Below are 19,262 nucleotides of genomic sequence, written 5' to 3'. Positions count from 1 at the left end.
GACCTAGCCCAGCAGCTTGGCGCGGTGCTGGCGGAGCAGATCCTGTCCGGCCTGATAGCCGATCTGATACAGCTGGGACAGATTGGAGTGCGACCAGTCCAACTCTTCCGCGCGGCGCTGCGGGTCAATCAGCTTGTCGAACTGGATCTTCAGCACCTCGGTGCGCGGCCGGCCTTGATCGTCCTTGTTGTGCAAGGCCTCGAACAGCTTCAGGTCGTCGCGCGCGATTTCGGTCAGCGGGGTGATGATGGATTGCACCCAGGCGTCGTAAAGGCCGCGCGGCGGGTGCAGCAGCCTGTCGCTGCCCAGCACGTCGAACACCAGGGTGTAGTCGATATGCGGGTGATCGCGGAACAACTGCTTGAAGTTCAGCGTGTCTATGGCCGCGCCTTCGATGTAGTCGCCGTCGGCCAGCGGATACGGCGGGTAGATGAAGGGAAAGGACAGCGCGGCCAGAAAGTGCTCGTGGCCGATTTCGCTCTTGTCCCAGCAGCGCATCTCGCCGCGGGTGATGTTGTAGGCGTTCAGGTAGAACTGAGGCGCAATGGCCTTGAGGCGATCGAAATCCACGATCTCCTCGATGAAGGGCACGTGCGCGCACAGGCCTTGGCTGTTGGGGCCCAGATCGCTGGGGCAGAGCGTGGCCAGCAGCAGCGATGTCCAATCGGCCAGCAGGCGTTGCCAGGGGCCTTGGTCGGCTTGTTGCTGAATGGATTGCAGCAGCGGATTTTGGCTTTGCCAACTGCGCCACATGTCGGCGGCCGGGCCGGGTTTGTTGAACACCTTGTAGTTGATCGGCAGCAGCCGGTAAATCGGATCGGATACGCCTAGATCGGCCAGCCGGCGCAAATTGTCCAGCGGCGTGCCCTTGCGCGGCGCCGCGTACAAGAGGCCGACGATGGCGCCGGCGCCGGAGGTGGAGATGATGTCGAATTCGACGCCGGCCTCCATCAGCGCGACCAGTGCGCCGGCCATCAAGGTTGCGTTGGGCGCACCGCCGCCCAAGACCAGCGCAATGCTGGGCCTGTTTGCTTTTGCCATCGAAATCCCCGTCGAAAGAGTGGCCGGTTGCGGGAACCGGCTTGGTTGATATTTAGTTCAATGTCATTGTTGCTGTTGAATTATGGATGGCAAGGCGTATTTTGCAACGCAATATGGTGTCAGTAATGACATTCTGATTTGTTGCGAGAAAGCCGCAGTAAGAACTATTTGTCATTGGGTAATGAAAGATACCTTGCGGTACAAGGTAGTGGTTTGTATAGTGCAACCACAAGCAGATTTATGCCTTGGTCCGCCCAGCTATCTTGCAATGCAAGGTAGCTGGGCGAGAAGGACCGGGCGGTTTCAAGGAAGGCAAGATGAAAACCCAGTTGAAGAAGGGGACCCTGGACATGTGCGTATTGGCGGTATTGGCCCAGTCAGACAGTTACGCCTACGAATTGGTCAGCACCTTGTCGCGCACGATGGAAATCAGCGAAGGGACGATTTATCCGCTGATGCGCCGGCTGCAGAACGAATCCTGGGTCAGCACCTATCTGGTGGAATCCGCGTCCGGACCGTCGCGCAAGTATTACGCGCTGACCGAGGCGGGAAAGCGGGAACTGGAGCTGATGCGACGTGAGTGGCAGGAGTTCGTCAGCGAAGTGGACAGCGTGCTGAGTCGCCTGCCGGCGGCCGGCCAGCCAGGAGAACGACAAGCATGAATCGCAAAGTGTTTTTGGAGCAGTTGGAACAGGCTCTGGCCGGCATGCCGGCGGAGGAGATCCGTGAAATCGTCGCCGACTACCAAGAGTATTTCAGCGACGCGCAAGAAGCCGGCCGCGCCGAGGACGAGGTGGTTGCCGCGTTGGGCAGCCCGCAGAAGCTGGCCAAGGAGCTGAAAGCGCAGGCGCATTACCGCCAATGGGAGAACCATCGTTCCTTCGGCAATTTGATGAGGGTGGTGGCCTCGGTCGCCGGCCTGGGCGTGCTGAATTTCTTCCTGGCGCTGCCGTTCATGCTCTACCTGCTATGCCTGTCCATAGGCTACATGGTGTCCGGCAGCCTGTTGATAGCCGGTGTGGCGCTGGTGGCGGCCTGGGGCGGCAACAGCCTGTTCGGCTGGCCGGAGCTGGAGCCCAGCCTGTCGCCCGTGAACGGCAAGGTTGAGTTCAAAGTCGAGGCCGACGGAAAGCCGGTCCACGGCGTGACCCTGAGGCAGGGGAGGCTGCTGCTGACGCTGGAGGAGGATGAAACCGCCAGCCTGCAACTGCGGAGCGGCGATCCGGTGCGGGTCAGCTACGACGGCGGCGAATTGAAAGTGGACGCCAGCAATGCGGCCGCGCGGCAATCGATCAAACGCGAGAGCGAGCGCTCCGTCAGCCTAGAGCGCGGGCAAATGCGCGCGCTGACGCTGACATCTGACGGCGGAGAGAGCATGGTGCTGGCGCAGGATGGGGACGGCCGCTCGCTGCGCTGGCGGATGATCTCGGCGGAAGCTTCCGCCGCCGCCGGCGAGGCCGGGCAAGCGGGCGATCTGGTGTTGAGCGACGGCGAGAGTTCACTGGTGATCAAGGAGAACCGGCTGTCGCTGAAGGACGGCAAGGACCATTTCGAGATCAATGGCATTCCGGGCTTGTCGTTACAGAGTTCGGCGGCGGTCAGCGGATTCGTGTTGTTGCTGGTTGGGGGATTGGGGCTGGTGTTTTGCGTATGGCTGACGCGGCTGACCTGGCGCGGATTGGTGCACTACGTCCGTTATCAGATCGACTTGGTGGCGGGCAGGAGCTTGGGCGGCAACGCGGTGTGAAGAGTGAGATTTTGACCGGATTTGGGAGAGAAACATGAAACACGACGCATGCATTCAACAATTGCAACTGACCATGGAGCGCTTGCCCGAATCCGAGCTGCGCAAGATTCTGAGCGACTATCGCGAATACATTCGCGACGCGGTGGCAGACCAGCGCAATGAGAGCCGCCTGATCGCCGCGCTGGCGGACTCCCGGAGGCGCACCGTTTCGGCCTTTGCGCGCCAAGGGGTGTCGAGCGCTCTGTGGGCGCGGCTAGCCCGCCATGCTGTGGGCGGGATGGCGGCGGCTTGCGGCGTTATCGCGATGTACTGGCTGTTTATGCAGTGACGAAAACAAGCGCCGCCGGCCGCGGCGGCGGTTTCAACTTGAGAAAGGGGAACGTGATGATGCGTGAGGCAATGCGGTTGCTGATGTTGACGGGCATGGCGTGCGGCGCGGCGGTTCACGCGGCGGAGGCGCCGATTGAAAAGCTGGTGATCAAGGGAGACGCCGCCGTGCTCAAGCTGAGTGCGGACGACAAACGACCGTATCAGCTTGATCTGAACAAAAGCAATTGGGACGCGAATCAGTGCAGTGCCCAAGTGCGGCGCGAAGGCGGCGTGGTTACGATCACGATCAAGCTCAACAACAAACTGCTGGGCGCCGGCTGCGGGCTGGAGATCGCGGGCAATCTGAAACCGGGCAAGCAGGTGGAGTTGGGGCTGGCCGCGGTCAAGGGTTCGATCCGTGGCGCTTATTCTGCGATCCGGGTGGACAGCAAAGCGGTGGATCTGACGCTGGAAGGCAAGGCTGCCAGCCTCTCCATGTCCGCCGACGCGATCAGGGCGCAGGCCAAGGGCGCTTACGACAAGCTGGCGTTCAAGGGGCAGGCGTTGACGCTGGCTTTCGAGGGCAGTAGCCGCGACATGGCCTTTGACGGCCAGGCGGTGAAGGCGAAGGTGAGGCTGACCGACGCCAAGCCCAGCGGTTCCTTGTCGTTGGATGCCACCACCGGCAAGTTGGCGCTGACGCTGCCGAAGTCCGCAACGCTGCAGTACGAAGTGCGCGGCGCGGCGGCCTCGGTGGATAGCAAGTTGCCCAGCACCGCCGGCGCGCCGCTGAAGCTGAGTGCGCGCGGCCAGGCCTTGAAGGTGGCGGTGGAGGCGGATTAAGAACCTGTTTACGATCTCGCGAGCAAGGGCGAGGCAAGGCGAAAACGGCTCAAAAGCGGAGTGTACACACGGTACATGAGCATTTTGAAGGTGCGCTCACCGAGCCACGTTTCACGACGGGTAGTCGATCGTAAACAGGTCTAGGTCGCGGCCAAGCAAAAACGGAGCCCAAGGGCTCCGTTCGCATGGCGGGCGAATCCGGCTCAGTAAGCACAGACGGTGAACAACTCCAGGCCGCCGTCGCGCACCAGCTTGCCGCCGCCCAGCTCGGGTAACTCAATGATGGCGGCGGCTTCCAACACGTCGGCGCCCATGCGCTTGAGCAGCTTGTAGCCGGCCATCATGGTGCCGCCGGTGGCCACCAGGTCGTCGATCAGGATTACGCGGTCGCCCGGCTTGCAGGCGTCGGTGTGCATTTCCACAGCGGCGTTGCCGTATTCCAGCTCGTATTCCTCTTCCACCGTGGTGAAAGGCAGCTTGCCGCGCTTGCGGATAGGCACAAAGCCTACGTTCAACTCGTAAGCCAGCACCGAGCCGATGATGAAGCCGCGCGCGTCCAGGCCGGCCACCAGGTCCACCTTCTCCATCATGTAGCGGTGCACATAGATGTCGATCAGCATGCGGAAGGTTTTGGGGTTCTGCAGCAGCGGGGTGATGTCGCGGAACATCACGCCTTGTTGCGGCCAGTTGGGCACAGTGCGGATCCAGCCTTTCAGATAGCTGGAGTAGTCGAGATTGCTAAGGTTTTCCATGGCCTTATTGTACTTCTAAATGAAGAGAATCGCCGCGCGGCCCACAAGAAAAAGCCCGCCGCGCAGCGCGGCAGGCTAGGAGTCCGCATCAATTATTGACGTTTCAGTGGAAGAAAGCCAGCTTGAAGATCCACAGCGCGGCGATGATCAGCACCGGCAGTTTCAGGTCGGAGAAACGACCGGCCAGGATCTTGATCACCGCATAGCTGATGAAGCCGAAGGCGATGCCGTCGGCGATGGAGAAAGTGAACGGCATCGCCAGCGCGGTCATCACCGCCGGCGCGGATTCGGTCAGATCGCTCCAGTCGATCTCGGCCAGGCCGCGCGCCATCAGCACCGCCACGTAGCACAGCGCCGGCGCGGTGGCGTAGGCGGGCACGGTGGCGGCCAAAGGCGACAGCCACAGCGAGGCCAGGAACAGCAGCGCCACCACCATGGCGGTCAGGCCGGTGCGGCCGCCCACGGCGGTGCCGGCGGCGGATTCCACATAGGCGGTGGTGGACGAAGTGCCCATCACCGCGCCGGCGGTGATCGCCACCGAATCAGCCAGCAGCGCGCGCTTCAGGCGCGGCAATTTGCCGTCCTTGAGCAGGCCGGCGCGATGGGACACGCCCACCAAAGTGCCGGTGGTGTCGAACAGATCCACGAAGAAGAACACGAAGATCACGCCGATCAGGCCGGCTTGCAGCGCGCCGGCGATATCCATCTTCATGAAGGTGGGCGCCATGCTGGGCACCGGCGCCACCACGCCCTTGAACGGAGACAAGCCCATGGCGATGGACAGCACCGTCACCACCAGGATGCCGATGATGATGGAGCCCGGCACCTTGCGGTATTCCAGCGCCACGATCAGGAAGAAGCCCAGGACGGCCAGCAGGGTGGTGGGTTTGTGGATGTCGCCCAGGGTCAGATAGGTTTCCGGGTGCGGCGCGATCACGCCGGCGTTCTTCAGAGCGATGATGGCCAGGAACATGCCTACGCCGGCGGAAATGGCGAATTTCAGCGATTGCGGGATGGCGTTGACGATGGCCTCGCGCACGCGGAACAGGCTCACCGCCAGGAACACGATGCCGGAGATGAACACCGCGCCCAGCGCGGTTTCCCAAGAGAGCCCCATGCCCTTGACCACGCTGAAGGTGAAGTAGGCGTTCAGACCCATGCCCGGCGCCAGCGCGATTGGGTAATTGGCCACCAGGCCCATGATCGAGGTGCCGAGGGCGGCGGCCAGACAGGTGGCCACGAAGACGGCGTTCAAGTCCATGCCGGTGCTCGACAGGATCAGCGGGTTGACCAGGATGATGTAAGCCATGGTCAAGAAGGTGGTAAAGCCGGCGATGACTTCGGTCTTCACCGTGGTGCCGTGTTCTTTCAGCTTGAAGAAGCTGTCAAGGAATTGCATGGCGAAACGCGCTCCAAAGGAGATAGGTAGGAAAAAAACAAGCCATTTTATTCAGCCTGAAGAGATTTACCTAAATCTTGACGTGAAAATAACTTGGCGATTAACAGCAACAGCCCGCTTATGGTATTCTGGAGAATTACTCATTTGGCAGGAAAGCGCCTTTTCATGAGCCAGCCAACCGGTAATATCTTTATCGTGGTCGCTCCTTCCGGCGCGGGGAAAACCTCGCTGGTCACGGCCTTGCTCCAGGCGGAGCCATCCGTGGAGCTGTCCATTTCTTATAGCACGCGCGCGCCGCGCAAGGGCGAGGTGGACGGCAAGCATTACCATTTCGTCGATCAGGCCACGTTCAAGTCCATGATAGAGCGCGGCGATTTCCTCGAGTACGCGGAAGTCTACGGCAACTATTACGGCACCAGCGCGCCGTGGATACGCAGCCGCCTGGACGTGGGGCAGGACATCCTGCTGGAAATCGATTGGCAGGGCGCCGAGCAGGTGCGCAAGGTCTTTCCCGAGGCGATCGGCATTTTCATCGCGCCGCCGTCCATCGAAGAACTGGAGCGCCGGCTGCGCGGCCGCGCCACCGACAGCGAGGATGTGATCCGCCGCCGGCTGGCCTCCGCTCGCGCCGAGATCGACAAGATATCTGAGTACGACTACATCGTGGTCAACGATGATTTCGAACGCGCTCGCCTCGATCTGATCAGCGTGGTGCGCGCCAACCGGCTGCGCAGCGCCATCCAGTGCCGCAAGCTGGCCCCGATGCTGGCGCGGATGGGGCAGGGCGGCTGATCCGACCGTTTGTTGGTGAGTCGACTAAAATTTAGATATAGTGATCCCTCTGGGCGTTGTTGCCGCCGCAAGAACGGCGATCGACAATGCCCTTGGCAACTTTGAGAAAGAAAGCATATGGCCCGTATTACTGTTGACGATTGCCTGGACCGCATCCAGAACCGTTTCGACCTGACCCTGGCCGCGGCCTACCGCGCGCGTCAAGTGGCTTCCGGCGCCAGCCCCTTCGTTGAAGCCGGTCGCCATAAGCCCACCGTTGTCGCGCTGCGTGAAATCGCCGCCGGCCATGTTGGCAAGGAAGTTCTGAGCCGCGGCAAAGCCTGATTGCAAGTGGGTGGTGGGTTATGGCAACCGGCATCGAGGATGAAATCGACTATAACGCCCTGATCGACAGCGAAGCGCAAGCGTTTTTCGAGTCTGTCGCGCGTTATCTCAAGCCGGAGGACGTCCAGCTGTTGCGGCAGGCTTTCGAGGTCAGCCGCGCGGCGCACGAAGGGCAAACCCGCAAGAGCGGCGAACCTTACATCACCCACCCGCTGGCGGTGGCCGGCATGCTGGCCGAGTGGCGGCTGGACGTACAGGGGCTCGCCGCCGCATTGCTCCACGATGTGCTGGAAGACACCGGCGTCACCAAGCCGACGCTGATCGAAAAGTTCGGCAAGATCATCGCCGATCTGGTGGACGGCCTTTCCAAGTTGGAGAGGTTGGAATACCAGACCAAGGAAACCGCGCAAGCGGAAAGCTTCCGCAAAATGGTGCTGGCGATGGCGCGCGATATCCGCGTCATCATCGTCAAGCTGGCGGACCGCCTGCACAATATGCGCACGCTGGACTCGATGCGCGAAGACAAGCGGCGACGCATCGCGCTGGAAACCCTGGAGATCTACGCGCCGATCGCCAATCGCATCGGCCTCAACAAGGTTTACCGCGAACTCCAGGATCTGGCGTTCAAGCACCTGCATCCGCATCGCTACGGCGTGCTGTCCAAGGCGGTGCGCGCTGCGCGCGGTAACCGCCGCGAAGTGGTGACCAAGATTTTGCAGTCCGTCAGTCAGAAGCTGGTGCAAAGCAATATCGAAGCCACGATCAAGGGGCGGGAGAAAAACCTCTACAGCATCTACAAGAAAATGCAGGAAAAACACCTGTCGTTTTCCGAGGTGCTGGACATTTACGGCTTCCGCGTCGTCGTCAACGACATTCCCGGCTGTTACCTGGCGCTGGGCGCCTTGCATAGTCTGTACAAGCCGATTCCCGGCAAATTCAAGGATTACATCGCCATTCCCAAGGGCAATGGCTATCAGAGCCTGCACACCACCTTGTTCGGTCCCTATGGCACGCCGGTGGAGATGCAGATCCGCACCCGCGAGATGAATAGCGTGGCCGAGGCCGGCGTGGCCTCGCACTGGATGTACAAGAGCGGCGATGGTGTTAACACCGCCCAGCAGCGCACCCATCAGTGGCTGCAGAAAATCATGGACATGCAGGAGGAGAGCGACGATCCGGTCGAATTCCTCGAGCATATCAAGATCGACCTGTTCCCGGACGAGGTCTACGTATTCACGCCCAAGGGCAAGATCATGGTGATGCCTCAGGGCGCGACGCCGGTGGACTTCGCCTACGCGGTGCACACCGACATCGGCCATCGCTGCATCGCCGCGCGCGTCAATCACGCGTTGGTGCCTTTACGCACCGTGCTACGCAACGGCGATACCGTGGAAATCATCACCTCCACCCAGGCCAAGCCCAATCCGTCCTGGCTGACCTTCGTGCAGAGCGGGCGGGCGCGCTCCGGCATTCGCAACTATCTGAAGAGCCTGCAGCAGGAAGAGGCGGTGGGCTTGGGCGAGAAGCTGCTCAAGCAAGCGATAGGCGCGCTGGCGGTGACGCCGTTGGCGCTGAGCGATGAGCTATGGGTAGAGTATCTGGCCGCTTTCGGCGAGAAGCTCGCTTCTCATCAAGACGTGCTGGCCGATATCGGCGCCGGCAAGCTGATGCCCATCGTGGTGGCGCGGCGCTTGCTGGAGCTGGCTGGCGAACGGCTGGGCGAGGAAGTGAAGGTGGGCCCCGTGACCATACGCGGCAACGAGGGCGGCATGGTGCAGCTGTCGCCGTGCTGCAACCCGCTGCCGGGCGACGAGATTCTAGGCGTGATCACCAAGGGCCAAGGCCTGGTCATCCACCGCAAGGGGTGTCCGAACGCGCGGCGGGCGGATCACGACAAGCTTCTCGACGTCAATTGGGAAGCGCAACGCGACCGTATGTTCGGCGTCACCGTTGGCGTGTTGTCCCGCAACGAGCGCGGCGCGCTGGCGGATATCGCCACCGCGATCTCGCAGGCTTCGGCCAATATCGAAAGCGCCGACACCCAGGACAGCAGCCGCGATGGCGACGGTCTGTTCAATATCCACTTCCGCTTGCAGGTGGAGGGCGTCGAGCACCTGGAGCGGGTGCTGAGCGCTATTCGCGTGCTGCCGGTGGTGCAGCGCGTGCAACGGAGATGAGATGCTGAAACTCAAGATCAACGGCGAGGGCCGCGAACTGGCCGACGTAGCCAACGTGGCCGAGCTGGTGGCGGCGCTGGACCTTACCGGCAAGCGCGTAGCGCTGGAAAAGAATGGCGAGATCGTGCCGCGCAGCCAGTATCCGGCCACCGGGCTGGCCGACGGCGACGAACTCGAAATCGTGGTGGCCGTCGGCGGAGGCTGAGCGGCAAAGCTGATAGAGGTGCAGGAGTGGCGGATCAACTGATCATCGCAGGCAAGGCTTACAATTCGCGTTTGCTGGTGGGGACCGGCAAGTATCGGGATTTTGAGGAGACGGCGCAGGCGCTTGACGCGTCGGGAACGGAAATCGTCACCGTCGCCATTCGCCGAGTCAACCTGGGGCAGAACGCCGGCGAACCCAATTTGCTGGACTTTTTGCCCAAAAACCGGTATAACCTTCTCCCCAACACGGCGGGATGTTATTCCGCCGTCGATGCCATTCGCACTTTGCGCCTGGCCAGAGAGCTTCTGGACGACCATCGTTTTGTCAAGCTGGAAGTGCTGGGCGATCCGAATACCTTGTTCCCCAACGTCAAGGAAACCCTTAAAGCGGCTGAAGTATTGGTGGCCGAGGGGTTCGACGTCATGGTGTATACCTCGGATGATCCCATTATCGCCCGCGAGTTGGAGCAAATAGGCTGCTGCGCCATCATGCCGCTGGCCAGCTTGATTGGCTCCGGGATGGGGATTCTGAATCCGTGGAATTTGAAGTTGATTATTGAGCAGTCCAAGGTTCCCGTGCTGGTTGACGCCGGCGTCGGCACCGCGTCCGACGCGGCAATCGCGATGGAACTGGGCTGCGATGGCGTGCTGATGAACACCGCGATTGCCGCCGCGCAACAACCGGTGTTGATGGCGCACGCCATGAAACAGGCTGTAGAAGCAGGCCGCTCGGCATATCTTGCCGGCCGGATGCCGAAACGTTTTTATAGTGCAGTACCTAGTTCTCCTAGTGAGGGGGTGATTTCTTCCGTCAAGCCGTGATGCGTAAAGCGCCACAGATTGCTTGGTCGGAACGCTTCAGACTTTTCCAAACCGCGTAACGTTGTTAAAATGCTGTTTTTTATAGCCCCAGTCACGTCTGGGCGCTAGGAACTAAGGATACTAGATTCAATGCCGAACATTCGTGTTAAAGAGAACGAGCCGTTTGAAGTTGCAATGCGTCGCTTCAAGCGCGCGGTGGAAAAAACCGGTCTGCTGACCGAACTGCGCGCCCGCGAGTTCTACGAAAAACCGACTGCCGAGCGCAAGCGCAAGCACGCCGCTGCTGTTAAGCGCCACTACAAGCGCATCCGCAGCCAAATGCTGCCGCCGAAACTCTACTAAGAGTTCGTCTGGTCAGTAAGCAGGACCGCAGGCCTAGCCTGCGGTTTTGCCATTTGTAGTTCCCCGTTAGCAGACTCTGACGGCATGGGTTTTGAGCTTTTCAAAACCAATGTCATCAGGGTTTGACTCTCTCTCAAGTGCGCACTCGCCGCCCGCGACGGGTGGCGGTCATCTTCCGGAAAGCAAGCAATGAGCCTCAAGCAGCGAATCAGCGACGACATGAAATCTGCAATGAAAGCGCGGGAAAGCGACAAACTGGCGGCCATCCGCCTGTTGCTGGCGGCCATCAAGCAGAAGGAAGTGGACGAGCGGGTGGAGCTGGACGACGCCGGCGTTGTGGCCGTCATCGACAAGATGCTCAAGCAGCGCCGTGATTCGATCAGCCAGTACGAGGCGGCTCAGCGCCAGGACCTGGCCGACAAGGAAAAATTCGAGATGGACGTGCTGATGGCCTATATGCCGCAGCAACTGTCCGCCGAGGAGATTGATGTTCTGGTGGCCAAGGCCGTCGCTGACAGCGGCGCCGCTGGCATGCAGGACATGGGCAAGGTGATGGGGCTGCTGCGGCCGCAATTGGCCGGCCGTGCCGACATGGCGCAGGTGTCCGCCAGCATCAAGGCCAAGCTGGCCGGTTGAGCCCGCTTCGGGCCGCTTTGTCGGCCCGAGCCAACGGTGACCTTGCTTGATCCCTCAGGATTTTGTTGATCAGTTGTTGTCCCGCGTCGATATCGTCGACGTGGTGGATCGTTACGTCCCTTTGAAAAAGGGTGGCCAGAACTATCTGGCCTGCTGCCCGTTTCATAAGGAAAAGTCGCCGTCGTTCACGGTGAGTCCGTCCAAGCAGTTTTATCACTGCTTTGGCTGCGGCGCTCACGGTTCGGCTATCGGCTTCGTGATGGAATACCAAGGGCTGGGCTTCGTCGACGCCGTGAAGCTGCTGGCGGAAGGCATCGGCATGCAGGTGCCGGACAGCCGCGCTCACGCCAATCCAGAGGCCAGCCGCGCCGCGCGCGAACGCAAACTGTCGCTGGAGCAGATAATGCAAATGGCGGCAGGCTACTACAAACAGCAGCTGAAGTCCGCGCCCAACGCCATTTCCTATCTGAAAGGCCGGGGTTTGAGCGGCGAAGTGGCCGGTCGCTTCGGCCTTGGCTTCGCCCCGGACGGCTGGCAGAACCTGGAGACGGTTTTTCCGGATTACCAGGACGACAAGCTGGTTGATACCGGCTTGGTCATCGTCAACGAAGAGAAGGGCCAGCGTTACGACCGATTCCGCGATCGGGTGATGTTCCCGATCCGCAACCAGCGCGGCGCCATCATCGGCTTTGGCGGCCGGGTGATGGGCAAGGGCGAGCCCAAGTACCTGAACTCGCCGGAAACGCCCTTGTTCGAGAAGGGCCGGGAACTGTACGGCCTCTACGAGGCGCGCCAGGCGATACGGGATAAAAACCGCGTGCTGGTGGTCGAAGGCTATATGGATGTGGTGGCGCTGGCTCAGTTTGGAGTCGGCTATGCGGTGGCCACGCTGGGTACCGCCACCACCGGCGAACACGTGCGCAAGTTGATGCGCCACGCCGACCAAGTTTACTTCTGTTTCGATGGTGATAAGGCTGGCCAAAAGGCCGCCTGGCGAGCGCTGGAAAACAGCCTGCCGCAATTGCAGGATGGCAAGGCGTTGAATTTTCTGTTCCTGCCGCAGGAACATGACCCGGACAGCTATATCCGCGAGTTCGGCGCCGAGGCCTTTGAAAAAGTATTGGAAGAGCAGAGCTTGCCTCTGTCCGTTTACTTCACCCGCGAATTGTGTCGCGAGGTGAACCTGACCACGCCGGAAGGCAAGGCCGATCTGATCCGTCAGGCCGCGCCCCTTCTGGCGCAGATTGCCGCTCCGGCCCTGGGCTTCATCATCAAGAAAAGACTGGCGGAACTCGCCGGTGTGGATGTCGACGAATTCGACATGTTGACGACGGGCCAACGGAAGTCGGAGCGCAAAGGCAAGCGGGAGCACCGTTTGCCGGAGGTATCGCATCGCCCGCCACAGTCCTCCATGGTGACGCGCCTGATCAAATGGCTGCTATTGAACCCTGGTTGGGCCGGCGATGTGCGTTTGCCGGACAGTATGGCACTGTCCGACGAGCTTGCCTGTTTTGCCATGTTGGCCGAATGCGTGCAAGGGCACGACCAGCCGCCGAATACGGCGCAATTGATGGAAAGCCTGCGCGGCACTCCATACGAAGGGCTGGTGGATAGTGTTCTGCAGCAGGCCATGCAGGACCCGGACGAGTTCGCCGATCCCAGCGAGGAGGATAGACAGCAGTTTCAGGACGGCGCTGCCAAGCTCCTGAAAATGCTGCATCAAACTCAGGTGGAACGGCTAAAACAAAAGGACCGGAACGAAGGCCTGACTCCGGAAGAAGTCAGATTGCTAGGGGAATTGCTGCGGGATTTGCTGGCGCCAAACGCTTGACGATGTCGCCGCCCCGGCAGATTGCCGAGCAGTCGGGCGCGCGCGCCGGATTGCCGAAAGCGATGCCGCGGTTTTAAAAGCGCCCCGCAGGGCTACACAAACAGCGTTGTTTGCTTGTGTTATTATCAACTGTTTTTTTCGGCTTATTTCAAGCAGGAAGCGAAATGGCGGCCTCTCCCGAAAATCAAAAAGACGTGCAGGAAAACGAAACCGAAGTGATGAGCCTGGAAGAGCAGCGTAAACGCCTGCGCCAGCTGATCGCCTTGGGTAAAGAGCGTGGGTATCTGACCTACGCGGAAATCAACGACCACCTGCCGGAAGACGTGTCCGACGCAGAGCAGATCGAAAACATCATCACGATGATTTCCGGTCTGGGCATCCAGGTTTACGACGAAGCGCCGGATGCGGACACCCTGCTGATGTCCGACGCCACTCCGCCGGTGGCCGATGAAGACGCCGTGGAAGAAGCCGAAGCGGCGCTGTCCTCGGTGGATTCCGAATTTGGCCGCACCACGGATCCGGTGCGCATGTATATGCGCGAAATGGGTTCGGTGGAGTTGCTGACCCGCGAAGGCGAGATCGAAATCGCCAAGCGGATCGAAGACGGCCTGAAGTACATGATCCAGGCGATTTCGGCTTGTCCGGGCACCATCGCCGAAGTGTTGGAGCTGGTGGAACGCGTCGGCCGCGACGAAGTGCGCGTGGACGAGGTGGTTGATGGCTTCATCGATCTGAACGCGCCGTCCGAGGAGGAGGCCGCGTTCGCTGCGCAGGCGGACGAGGACGAGTTGCTCGACGCCGAGGCCGAAGAGGAAGAGGAAGAAGAGGAGGAGGAAGGCGATGCCGCCGACGCCGCCGGTATCAACCTCGAAGAGCTGAAGCAGCATGCACTGGAGCACTTCGCCGGCGTGCGCATGTTGTTTGACAAGATGGTCAAGGTGCTCTCCGCCAAGGGTGCGCAGAGTAAGGAATACCTGGAGCTGCAAGACGCGATCACCACGGAGTTCATGCTGGTGCGCTTCTCCACCCGCCAAGTGGAAAGCCTGTGCGACTCGCTGCGCAGCCGCGTCAACGAAATCCGCACTTACGAGCGCGACATCCAGGATATCTGTGTCAGCCGCGTGCGCATGGAGCGTGCTCACTTCATCAAGGTGTTCCCGGGCAACGAGACCAATCTTGATTGGGTGGAAAACGAGATCCATTCGGGCAAGGGCTGGGCGGAGGCGTTGACCCGCTTCAAACACGCGATCATCGAGAAGCAGACCAAGCTATCCGAGTTGCAAGATCGCGCGATGCTGCCGATCAAGGCGCTTAAGGAAATCAATCGCCAGATGTCGGCGGGCGAATCCAAGGCGCGCCGCGCCAAGAAAGAGATGATCGAGGCCAACCTGCGTCTGGTGATCTCCATCGCCAAGAAGTACACCAACCGCGGCCTGCAGTTCCTCGATCTGATCCAGGAAGGCAATATCGGTTTGATGAAGGCGGTGGACAAGTTCGAATACCGCCGCGGCTACAAGTTCTCGACCTACGCCACCTGGTGGATTCGCCAGGCGATCACCCGCTCCATCGCGGACCAGGCGCGCACCATTCGTATTCCGGTGCACATGATCGAGACCATCAACAAGATGAATCGCATCAGCCGTCAGATTCTGCAGGAAACCGGCCATGAGCCGGACCCGGCCGAGCTGGCGGAAAAGATGGAGATGCCGGAAGAGAAGATTCGCAAGATCATGAAGATTTCCAAGGAGCCCATCTCCATGGAAACCCCGATCGGCGACGACGACGATTCCCATCTTGGCGATTTCATCGAAGACCAGAACAACCTGGCGCCGTCCGACGCTGCGATGTATTCCAGCCTGAAGGACGCCACCAAGGAAGTGCTGGACACGCTGACCCCGCGTGAGGCCAAGGTGTTGCGCATGCGTTTTGGCATCGACATGAACACCGACCACACGCTGGAAGAGGTGGGCAAGCAGTTCGACGTGACTCGCGAGCGCATCCGCCAGATCGAAGCCAAGGCTCTGCGCAAGCTGCGTCACCCGACCCGTTCGGAACGCCTGCGCAGCTTCCTGGACAACGAGCCGGGCGGTCAGTGATTCGATGTGACGCCGGTTTAGGCTAACAGCCTGCGCCGGACGAAAACCCCAAGCCGTCGGTATTAGACGCTTGGGGTTTTGCTTTTGGGCTGTTATAATGCGCAGCTCTGGGCCTCTAGCTCATGCTTGGTTAGAGCAGCGGACTCATAATCCGTTGGTGCGGGGTTCGACTCCCCGGGGGCCCACCAAGACTTCCTCGCTAAACGCGGCGGTTCTTGGCGATTCAAATCAGAAGCCGACGCTTAGGTCGGCTTTTTGTTTTGGTCGGCCGCTCTGTTATTGCCACCTCGCCCGTCTCTTTGTTGAATGCTTCCCTGATTGCGGATTTCCATGCCGGATAGGCGTAGCTTTTAGCTATTTCCCCCCTGTTCCGATGGGGAAAATCAATATGCGACGTCGTTTTCAGTTACTATCTAGCGTTTCGCGCGCTATTGCGCGCTCTCATGTGGAAAAAACCGAATGCCACAGAAGGAAAAAAAGGCGGCAAGCAGTAACGCCACATTGGCCGACAAGGTATTCCAGGAGTTGCGACGGGACATTCTGTTGGGCGTATACCGCCCGTCGCAGAAATTGCTGTTGCATGACCTCAAGGCGCGTTACGACGCCGGAGGCTCTCCGATCCGGGAAGCGCTGTTGCGCCTGAGCTGGTGCAAATACGTGGTGATGGAGCCGCAGCGCGGTTTTTGGGTGGCGCCGATTTCCCGCCATGAGCTTTACGACATTCTGCTGGTGCGCCGAGTGCTGGCGGAGGAGGCGGTGCGCCGCTCGCTGGAGCAGGGAGACGAGGCGTGGGAACTGGAGGTGTTGGCCAGCTACCACCGTTTGAGCCGAATAGATCTGAACGACGCGGATGTGGATCTTCAGGACTGGGCGGACCGCCACATGGCGTTCCACCTGGCCATCATCAGCGGCAGCCACTCGCCGGTGATTGTGGAGGTGATGGAGTCCTTGTACAACCGCTTAGAGCGCTATCGGCACATCTGGTTTGATCCGGCTTTGCCGTCCTCCAAGCGTTACAGCGACGAGGGCGAGCACCAGGCCATCATGCAGGCCGTGTTGGCCAGGGATGCGGACCGGACCTTGCAATTGCTGGATCAGCACTATTCCCACGTGATGCAGGTGGTGGAAGGATTGAGCACGGAAGCCTTCCAGCCCCGCTAGCTCGCTGGCCGATTCGAGGCCGGCGGCCCCGCCCGTTCACCGTCAGGCTTGGGGCGGGGCGAGCCCGGCGCTTCAGCGTCCGGGCCGTTTCATGCGGTTTCTCGCGTTTATTCCCAAATCAACAGACAGTACTGTTTCTTGCCGCGCCGCAACAAGGTATAGCGTTGATGGCGGCGATCGGCCTGTTCCAGCCGAGCTTCCAGCGCCTCCGTTCTGGCACCGTTAACGCTGACCGCGCCGCTTTGCAGCAGCGTGCGGGCCTCGCTTTTGGACGCGGCCAGGCCGCTGGCCGCCAAGGCGTCGATCAGCGGGGTGGATTGCGGCGGCAGGGTCAGCCGCGGCATGCCGTCCTGGGCCAGTTGAGCAAAGTCCGCGGCGCTGAGGCCTTCCACGTCGTTGTCGAACAGACTAAGCGTGATCCGCTGAGCGGCGGCGAGCGCGGCCGGACCGTGCACCAGCTCGGTGACTTGCTCGGCCAGGATGCGCTGAGCCCGCGGTTTGCCGCCGGAGGCGCGGTCTTCGGCCTCGATGGCCTGGATCTCTTCATTGGACAAAAAGGTGAAGTAGCGCAGAAAGCGGTAGACGTCGGCATCGGCCGCGCCCAGCCAGAACTGGTAGAAGGCGTAGGGCGAGCACTTGTTCGGGTCCAGCCAGACCGCGTTGCCTTCGCTCTTGCCGAACTTGGTGCCATCGCTATTGGTGATCAAGGGCATGGCCAGGCCGAAGGCCTGCTGCTGGTTCACCCGTCTGACCAGGTCGACGCCGGCGGTGATGTTGCCCCATTGGTCGGAGCCGCCGATCTGCAGCTTGCAGCCGAAACGGCGGTTCAGCTCAACGTAGTCGTGGCTCTGGAGCAGGCTGTAGGCGAACTCGGTGAAGGAGATGCCGACATCGTCGCGGTGGATCCGCTGCTGTACGGATTCCTTCTTGATCATGGCGTTGACTGAGAAATGCTTGCCGACATCGCGGAGGAAATCCAGCGCGCTCATGCTGGCGAACCATTCGTGGTTGTTGGCCAACAGGGCGGCATTGTCGCCTTCGAAGCTGAGGAAGGGCTCCACCTGACGGCGGATCTTGTCCACCCAGCCGGCCACCACCTCCGAGGTGTTGAGCTTGCGCTCGCTGGCCTTGAAGCTGGGGTCGCCTATCATGCCGGTGGCACCGCCCACCAGGGCGATGGGGCGGTGCCCGGCCATCTGGAAGCGCTTGAGCAGCAGCAGCGGCACCAGATGGCCCAGGTGCAGGCTATCGGCGGTGGGGTCGAAACCGCAGTACAGGGTGACCGTTTCCCGGGACAGCAGCGCGTCGAGCGCGTCCGCGTCGGTGACCTGCGAGATCAGGCCGCGTTGCTGCAGATCCCGGATCAGGGTCGATTGCTTCATTTCGTTTACCTCCATGATTGCGGCGCGCGGCCGTGTTGGCCGCGCGTCCGGACGACGGCGCGGAGGCGCCGTCAGAACACGGGCAGCAGTCCTTGCATCACCAAGATCTGGAACAGGATGATGGCGAGGCCTGAACCGCCTATCGCCCAGTGCAGGGTGCCGCCGCCGCTGACTTGGTAGTCGGGCTGGTAGTTGTCCTGGCTACGCAGCTTGATCAGGGCCAGCGCCGGGAACAGGATGGCGAGCACCACCAGGAAAATGGCGGCGGCGCCCAGCGCGGCGACGAAGCCGCCGGGGAAGAACAGCGCGAAGCCCAGCGGCGGCAGATAAGTGATCAGCGCGGTTTGCAGCCGCTGCCGCAGGCTGTCTCCGCGTTTCAGAGTGCTGGCCATGGCGTCGAACAAGCCGAGCGATACGCAAAGATAGGAGGTGAACAGCGCGATGGACGAGAAGGCGGACAGCAGGGATGGCACTTGCGGCGTGGGCACCAGCGCGTGGAATTCGTCCAGAAACATGCCCACCGATCCATTATGGGCCGAGATCGCTTGGAAGCTGTGGCTGCCATAGCGCGGCAGCGTGCCCAGGGTGTTGAACACCCACAGCAGGTAGACGCCCATGGGGATCAGGCTGCCGGCGATGAAGACGTTGCGCAGCGTGCGAGGCTGGTCGCGGCCCAGGTATTTGACCATGCTGGGCACGCTGCCGTGAAACCCGAAGGCGGTCAGAAACATGGGGATGGCGGCCAGCATGTATTTGGCGGAATCCGTGCTTTCCGACAGATTGCCGGTGTCGACGTAGGGCTGGATGACCGCGCTTAGCGCCAGAAAGATCAGGATGTTCAGGCTGAACAGCAGCCGGTTGACCTTGTCCACCGCCGTGGTGCTGGCGAAGACGATGCCGCCGATCAGGACGGTGAAGACCAGCGAGACCTGGGCGGGAGACAGGCTTAGGCCCAGGTACTGGTGCAGGCTGGATTGATAGGTGGAGCCGCCGCCGGAGATATAGGCGGAGGAGAGCGCGTAGAGCAAGAGCAGCAGGCTGGCGTTGATCAGATAGCTGCCCTTGGCCTTGAACAGCGAGCGGGCGATGGCGTCGAAGCCGTAGCCTTCGGGAAAGGACAGGCAGACCTCCAGCAGCATCAGGCCGGTGTAGGTCATCAACGCCCAGATCAGAAACAGGGTCAGGCAGGCGTAGCCGAAACCCATGCCGGCGGACACCAGCGGCAGCGCCAGCATGCCGGCGCCCAGCATGGTGCCGGAAATCAGCAAGGTGGCCCCTATGGCCTTGAAATTGACTTGCATGTGGAATCCTCAACCATCCTTGATGAAGAGAAGGATGCGTTCGTAAAAACCGGACAAACTCATAGTCGGTATTGGGTCTGGTGATGAAAAAAACGCTCCCGGC

Annotated in this window: 20 protein-coding genes and 1 tRNA gene; 16 read left to right on the top strand and 5 right to left on the bottom strand. The window is 60.9% G+C overall.

Annotated features, from left to right (window positions below; translation table 11 throughout):
- Positions 1-3: 3 nt before the first annotated feature.
- Entirely contained in the window at positions 4-1,041 is a 1,038-nt protein-coding gene (locus tag GYH29_RS19585; protein ID WP_107732846.1) for a patatin-like phospholipase family protein, read from the bottom strand.
- Positions 1,042-1,358: 317 nt separating this feature from the next.
- Between GYH29_RS19585 and GYH29_RS19580 the strand changes: the two genes are divergently transcribed.
- The 4 genes from GYH29_RS19580 to GYH29_RS19565 are packed head-to-tail and all read left to right on the top strand — an operon-like array spanning position 1,359 to position 3,940.
- Entirely contained in the window at positions 1,359-1,703 is a 345-nt protein-coding gene (locus GYH29_RS19580) for a PadR family transcriptional regulator (protein WP_019103862.1), read from the top strand.
- On the top strand, positions 1,700-2,788 hold the full coding sequence (locus GYH29_RS19575; protein WP_081574130.1) for a DUF1700 domain-containing protein: 1,089 nt from the start codon (positions 1,700-1,702) through the stop codon (positions 2,786-2,788). Before GYH29_RS19580 ends, GYH29_RS19575 begins: the two co-directional genes overlap by 4 nt.
- A 34-nt stretch (positions 2,789-2,822) precedes the next feature.
- Positions 2,823-3,116: a DUF1700 domain-containing protein gene (locus tag GYH29_RS19570; protein WP_019103864.1), complete on the top strand. Its 294-nt coding sequence runs from the start codon at positions 2,823-2,825 to the stop codon at positions 3,114-3,116.
- A 56-nt stretch (positions 3,117-3,172) separates the two neighbouring features.
- Positions 3,173-3,940 (top strand): hypothetical protein, encoded by a 768-nt coding sequence (locus GYH29_RS19565; RefSeq protein WP_141113092.1) that lies wholly within the window; start codon positions 3,173-3,175, stop codon positions 3,938-3,940.
- A gap of 203 nt (positions 3,941-4,143) precedes the next feature.
- On the opposite strand, the gene GYH29_RS19560 is transcribed toward GYH29_RS19565, so the two are convergent.
- Positions 4,144-4,692 (bottom strand): adenine phosphoribosyltransferase, encoded by a 549-nt coding sequence (locus GYH29_RS19560; protein ID WP_019103866.1) that lies wholly within the window; start codon positions 4,690-4,692, stop codon positions 4,144-4,146.
- A 103-nt stretch (positions 4,693-4,795) separates the two neighbouring features.
- Positions 4,796-6,091: an NCS2 family permease gene (locus tag GYH29_RS19555; RefSeq protein WP_114155119.1), complete on the bottom strand. Its 1,296-nt coding sequence runs from the start codon at positions 6,089-6,091 to the stop codon at positions 4,796-4,798.
- Between GYH29_RS19555 and GYH29_RS19550 the strand changes: the two genes are divergently transcribed.
- The 12 genes from GYH29_RS19550 (at position 6,090) to GYH29_RS19495 (ending at position 16,476) form a co-directional block, all read left to right on the top strand.
- Complete coding sequence (locus tag GYH29_RS19550; RefSeq protein WP_161524270.1) at positions 6,090-6,260, top strand: hypothetical protein; 171 nt, start codon at positions 6,090-6,092, stop codon at positions 6,258-6,260. The genes GYH29_RS19555 and GYH29_RS19550 overlap by 2 nt on opposite strands.
- Positions 6,257-6,883 carry a guanylate kinase gene (gene gmk, locus GYH29_RS19545; protein WP_081574132.1) on the top strand — a complete coding sequence of 209 codons (627 nt, stop codon included), beginning with the start codon at positions 6,257-6,259 and terminating at the stop codon, positions 6,881-6,883. The genes GYH29_RS19550 and gmk overlap by 4 nt, the downstream gene beginning before the upstream one ends.
- Before the next feature lie 117 nt (positions 6,884-7,000).
- Complete coding sequence (gene rpoZ, locus GYH29_RS19540; protein WP_019103869.1) at positions 7,001-7,207, top strand: DNA-directed RNA polymerase subunit omega; 207 nt, start codon at positions 7,001-7,003, stop codon at positions 7,205-7,207.
- 20 nt (positions 7,208-7,227) lie between these two features.
- Positions 7,228-9,384 (top strand): RelA/SpoT family protein, encoded by a 2,157-nt coding sequence (locus GYH29_RS19535; RefSeq protein ID WP_019103870.1) that lies wholly within the window; start codon positions 7,228-7,230, stop codon positions 9,382-9,384.
- Between the two features lies 1 nt (position 9,385).
- Positions 9,386-9,589, top strand: a complete 204-nt coding sequence (gene thiS, locus GYH29_RS19530; RefSeq protein WP_019103871.1) for a sulfur carrier protein ThiS — start codon at positions 9,386-9,388, stop codon at positions 9,587-9,589.
- A 26-nt stretch (positions 9,590-9,615) separates the two neighbouring features.
- Positions 9,616-10,410, top strand: coding sequence for a thiazole synthase (locus GYH29_RS19525; protein ID WP_019103872.1), 795 nt, complete (start codon positions 9,616-9,618; stop codon positions 10,408-10,410).
- A 129-nt stretch (positions 10,411-10,539) separates the two neighbouring features.
- The gene (gene rpsU / locus GYH29_RS19520; protein ID WP_039756346.1) at positions 10,540-10,752 is read left to right on the top strand and encodes a 30S ribosomal protein S21; all 213 of its coding nucleotides are present in this window, start codon (positions 10,540-10,542) and stop codon (positions 10,750-10,752) included.
- 189 nt (positions 10,753-10,941) lie between these two features.
- Positions 10,942-11,388, top strand: coding sequence for a GatB/YqeY domain-containing protein (locus tag GYH29_RS19515; protein WP_039756348.1), 447 nt, complete (start codon positions 10,942-10,944; stop codon positions 11,386-11,388).
- Positions 11,389-11,434: 46 nt separating this feature from the next.
- Positions 11,435-13,219, top strand: coding sequence for a DNA primase (dnaG, locus tag GYH29_RS19510; RefSeq protein ID WP_043591294.1), 1,785 nt, complete (start codon positions 11,435-11,437; stop codon positions 13,217-13,219).
- A 164-nt stretch (positions 13,220-13,383) separates the two neighbouring features.
- Entirely contained in the window at positions 13,384-15,315 is a 1,932-nt protein-coding gene (gene rpoD, locus GYH29_RS19505; RefSeq protein WP_043591289.1) for an RNA polymerase sigma factor RpoD, read from the top strand.
- Between the two features lie 109 nt (positions 15,316-15,424).
- Positions 15,425-15,503 (top strand) — tRNA-Ile (locus GYH29_RS19500).
- Positions 15,504-15,774: 271 nt separating this feature from the next.
- Complete coding sequence (locus tag GYH29_RS19495) at positions 15,775-16,476, top strand: FCD domain-containing protein (RefSeq protein WP_019100596.1); 702 nt, start codon at positions 15,775-15,777, stop codon at positions 16,474-16,476.
- Between the two features lie 107 nt (positions 16,477-16,583).
- On the opposite strand, the gene tyrS is transcribed toward GYH29_RS19495, so the two are convergent.
- Both tyrS and GYH29_RS19485 read right to left on the bottom strand, forming a co-directional pair.
- A complete protein-coding gene (gene tyrS, locus GYH29_RS19490) occupies positions 16,584-17,858 on the bottom strand; it encodes a tyrosine--tRNA ligase (RefSeq protein ID WP_161524269.1) in 1,275 nt (424 codons plus the stop codon).
- 71 nt (positions 17,859-17,929) lie between these two features.
- Positions 17,930-19,159 carry an aromatic amino acid transport family protein gene (locus tag GYH29_RS19485; RefSeq protein WP_043637802.1) on the bottom strand — a complete coding sequence of 410 codons (1,230 nt, stop codon included), beginning with the start codon at positions 19,157-19,159 and terminating at the stop codon, positions 17,930-17,932.
- Between the last annotated feature and the right edge of the window lie 103 nt (positions 19,160-19,262).

Origin of the sequence: Chromobacterium haemolyticum (assembly GCF_009936155.1) — a bacterium.
Taxonomy (GTDB): domain Bacteria; phylum Pseudomonadota; class Gammaproteobacteria; order Burkholderiales; family Chromobacteriaceae; genus Chromobacterium; species Chromobacterium haemolyticum.
The sequence above is the reverse complement of the archived record's forward strand: the minus strand, read 5'-3'. Positions and strand labels throughout refer to the sequence as shown.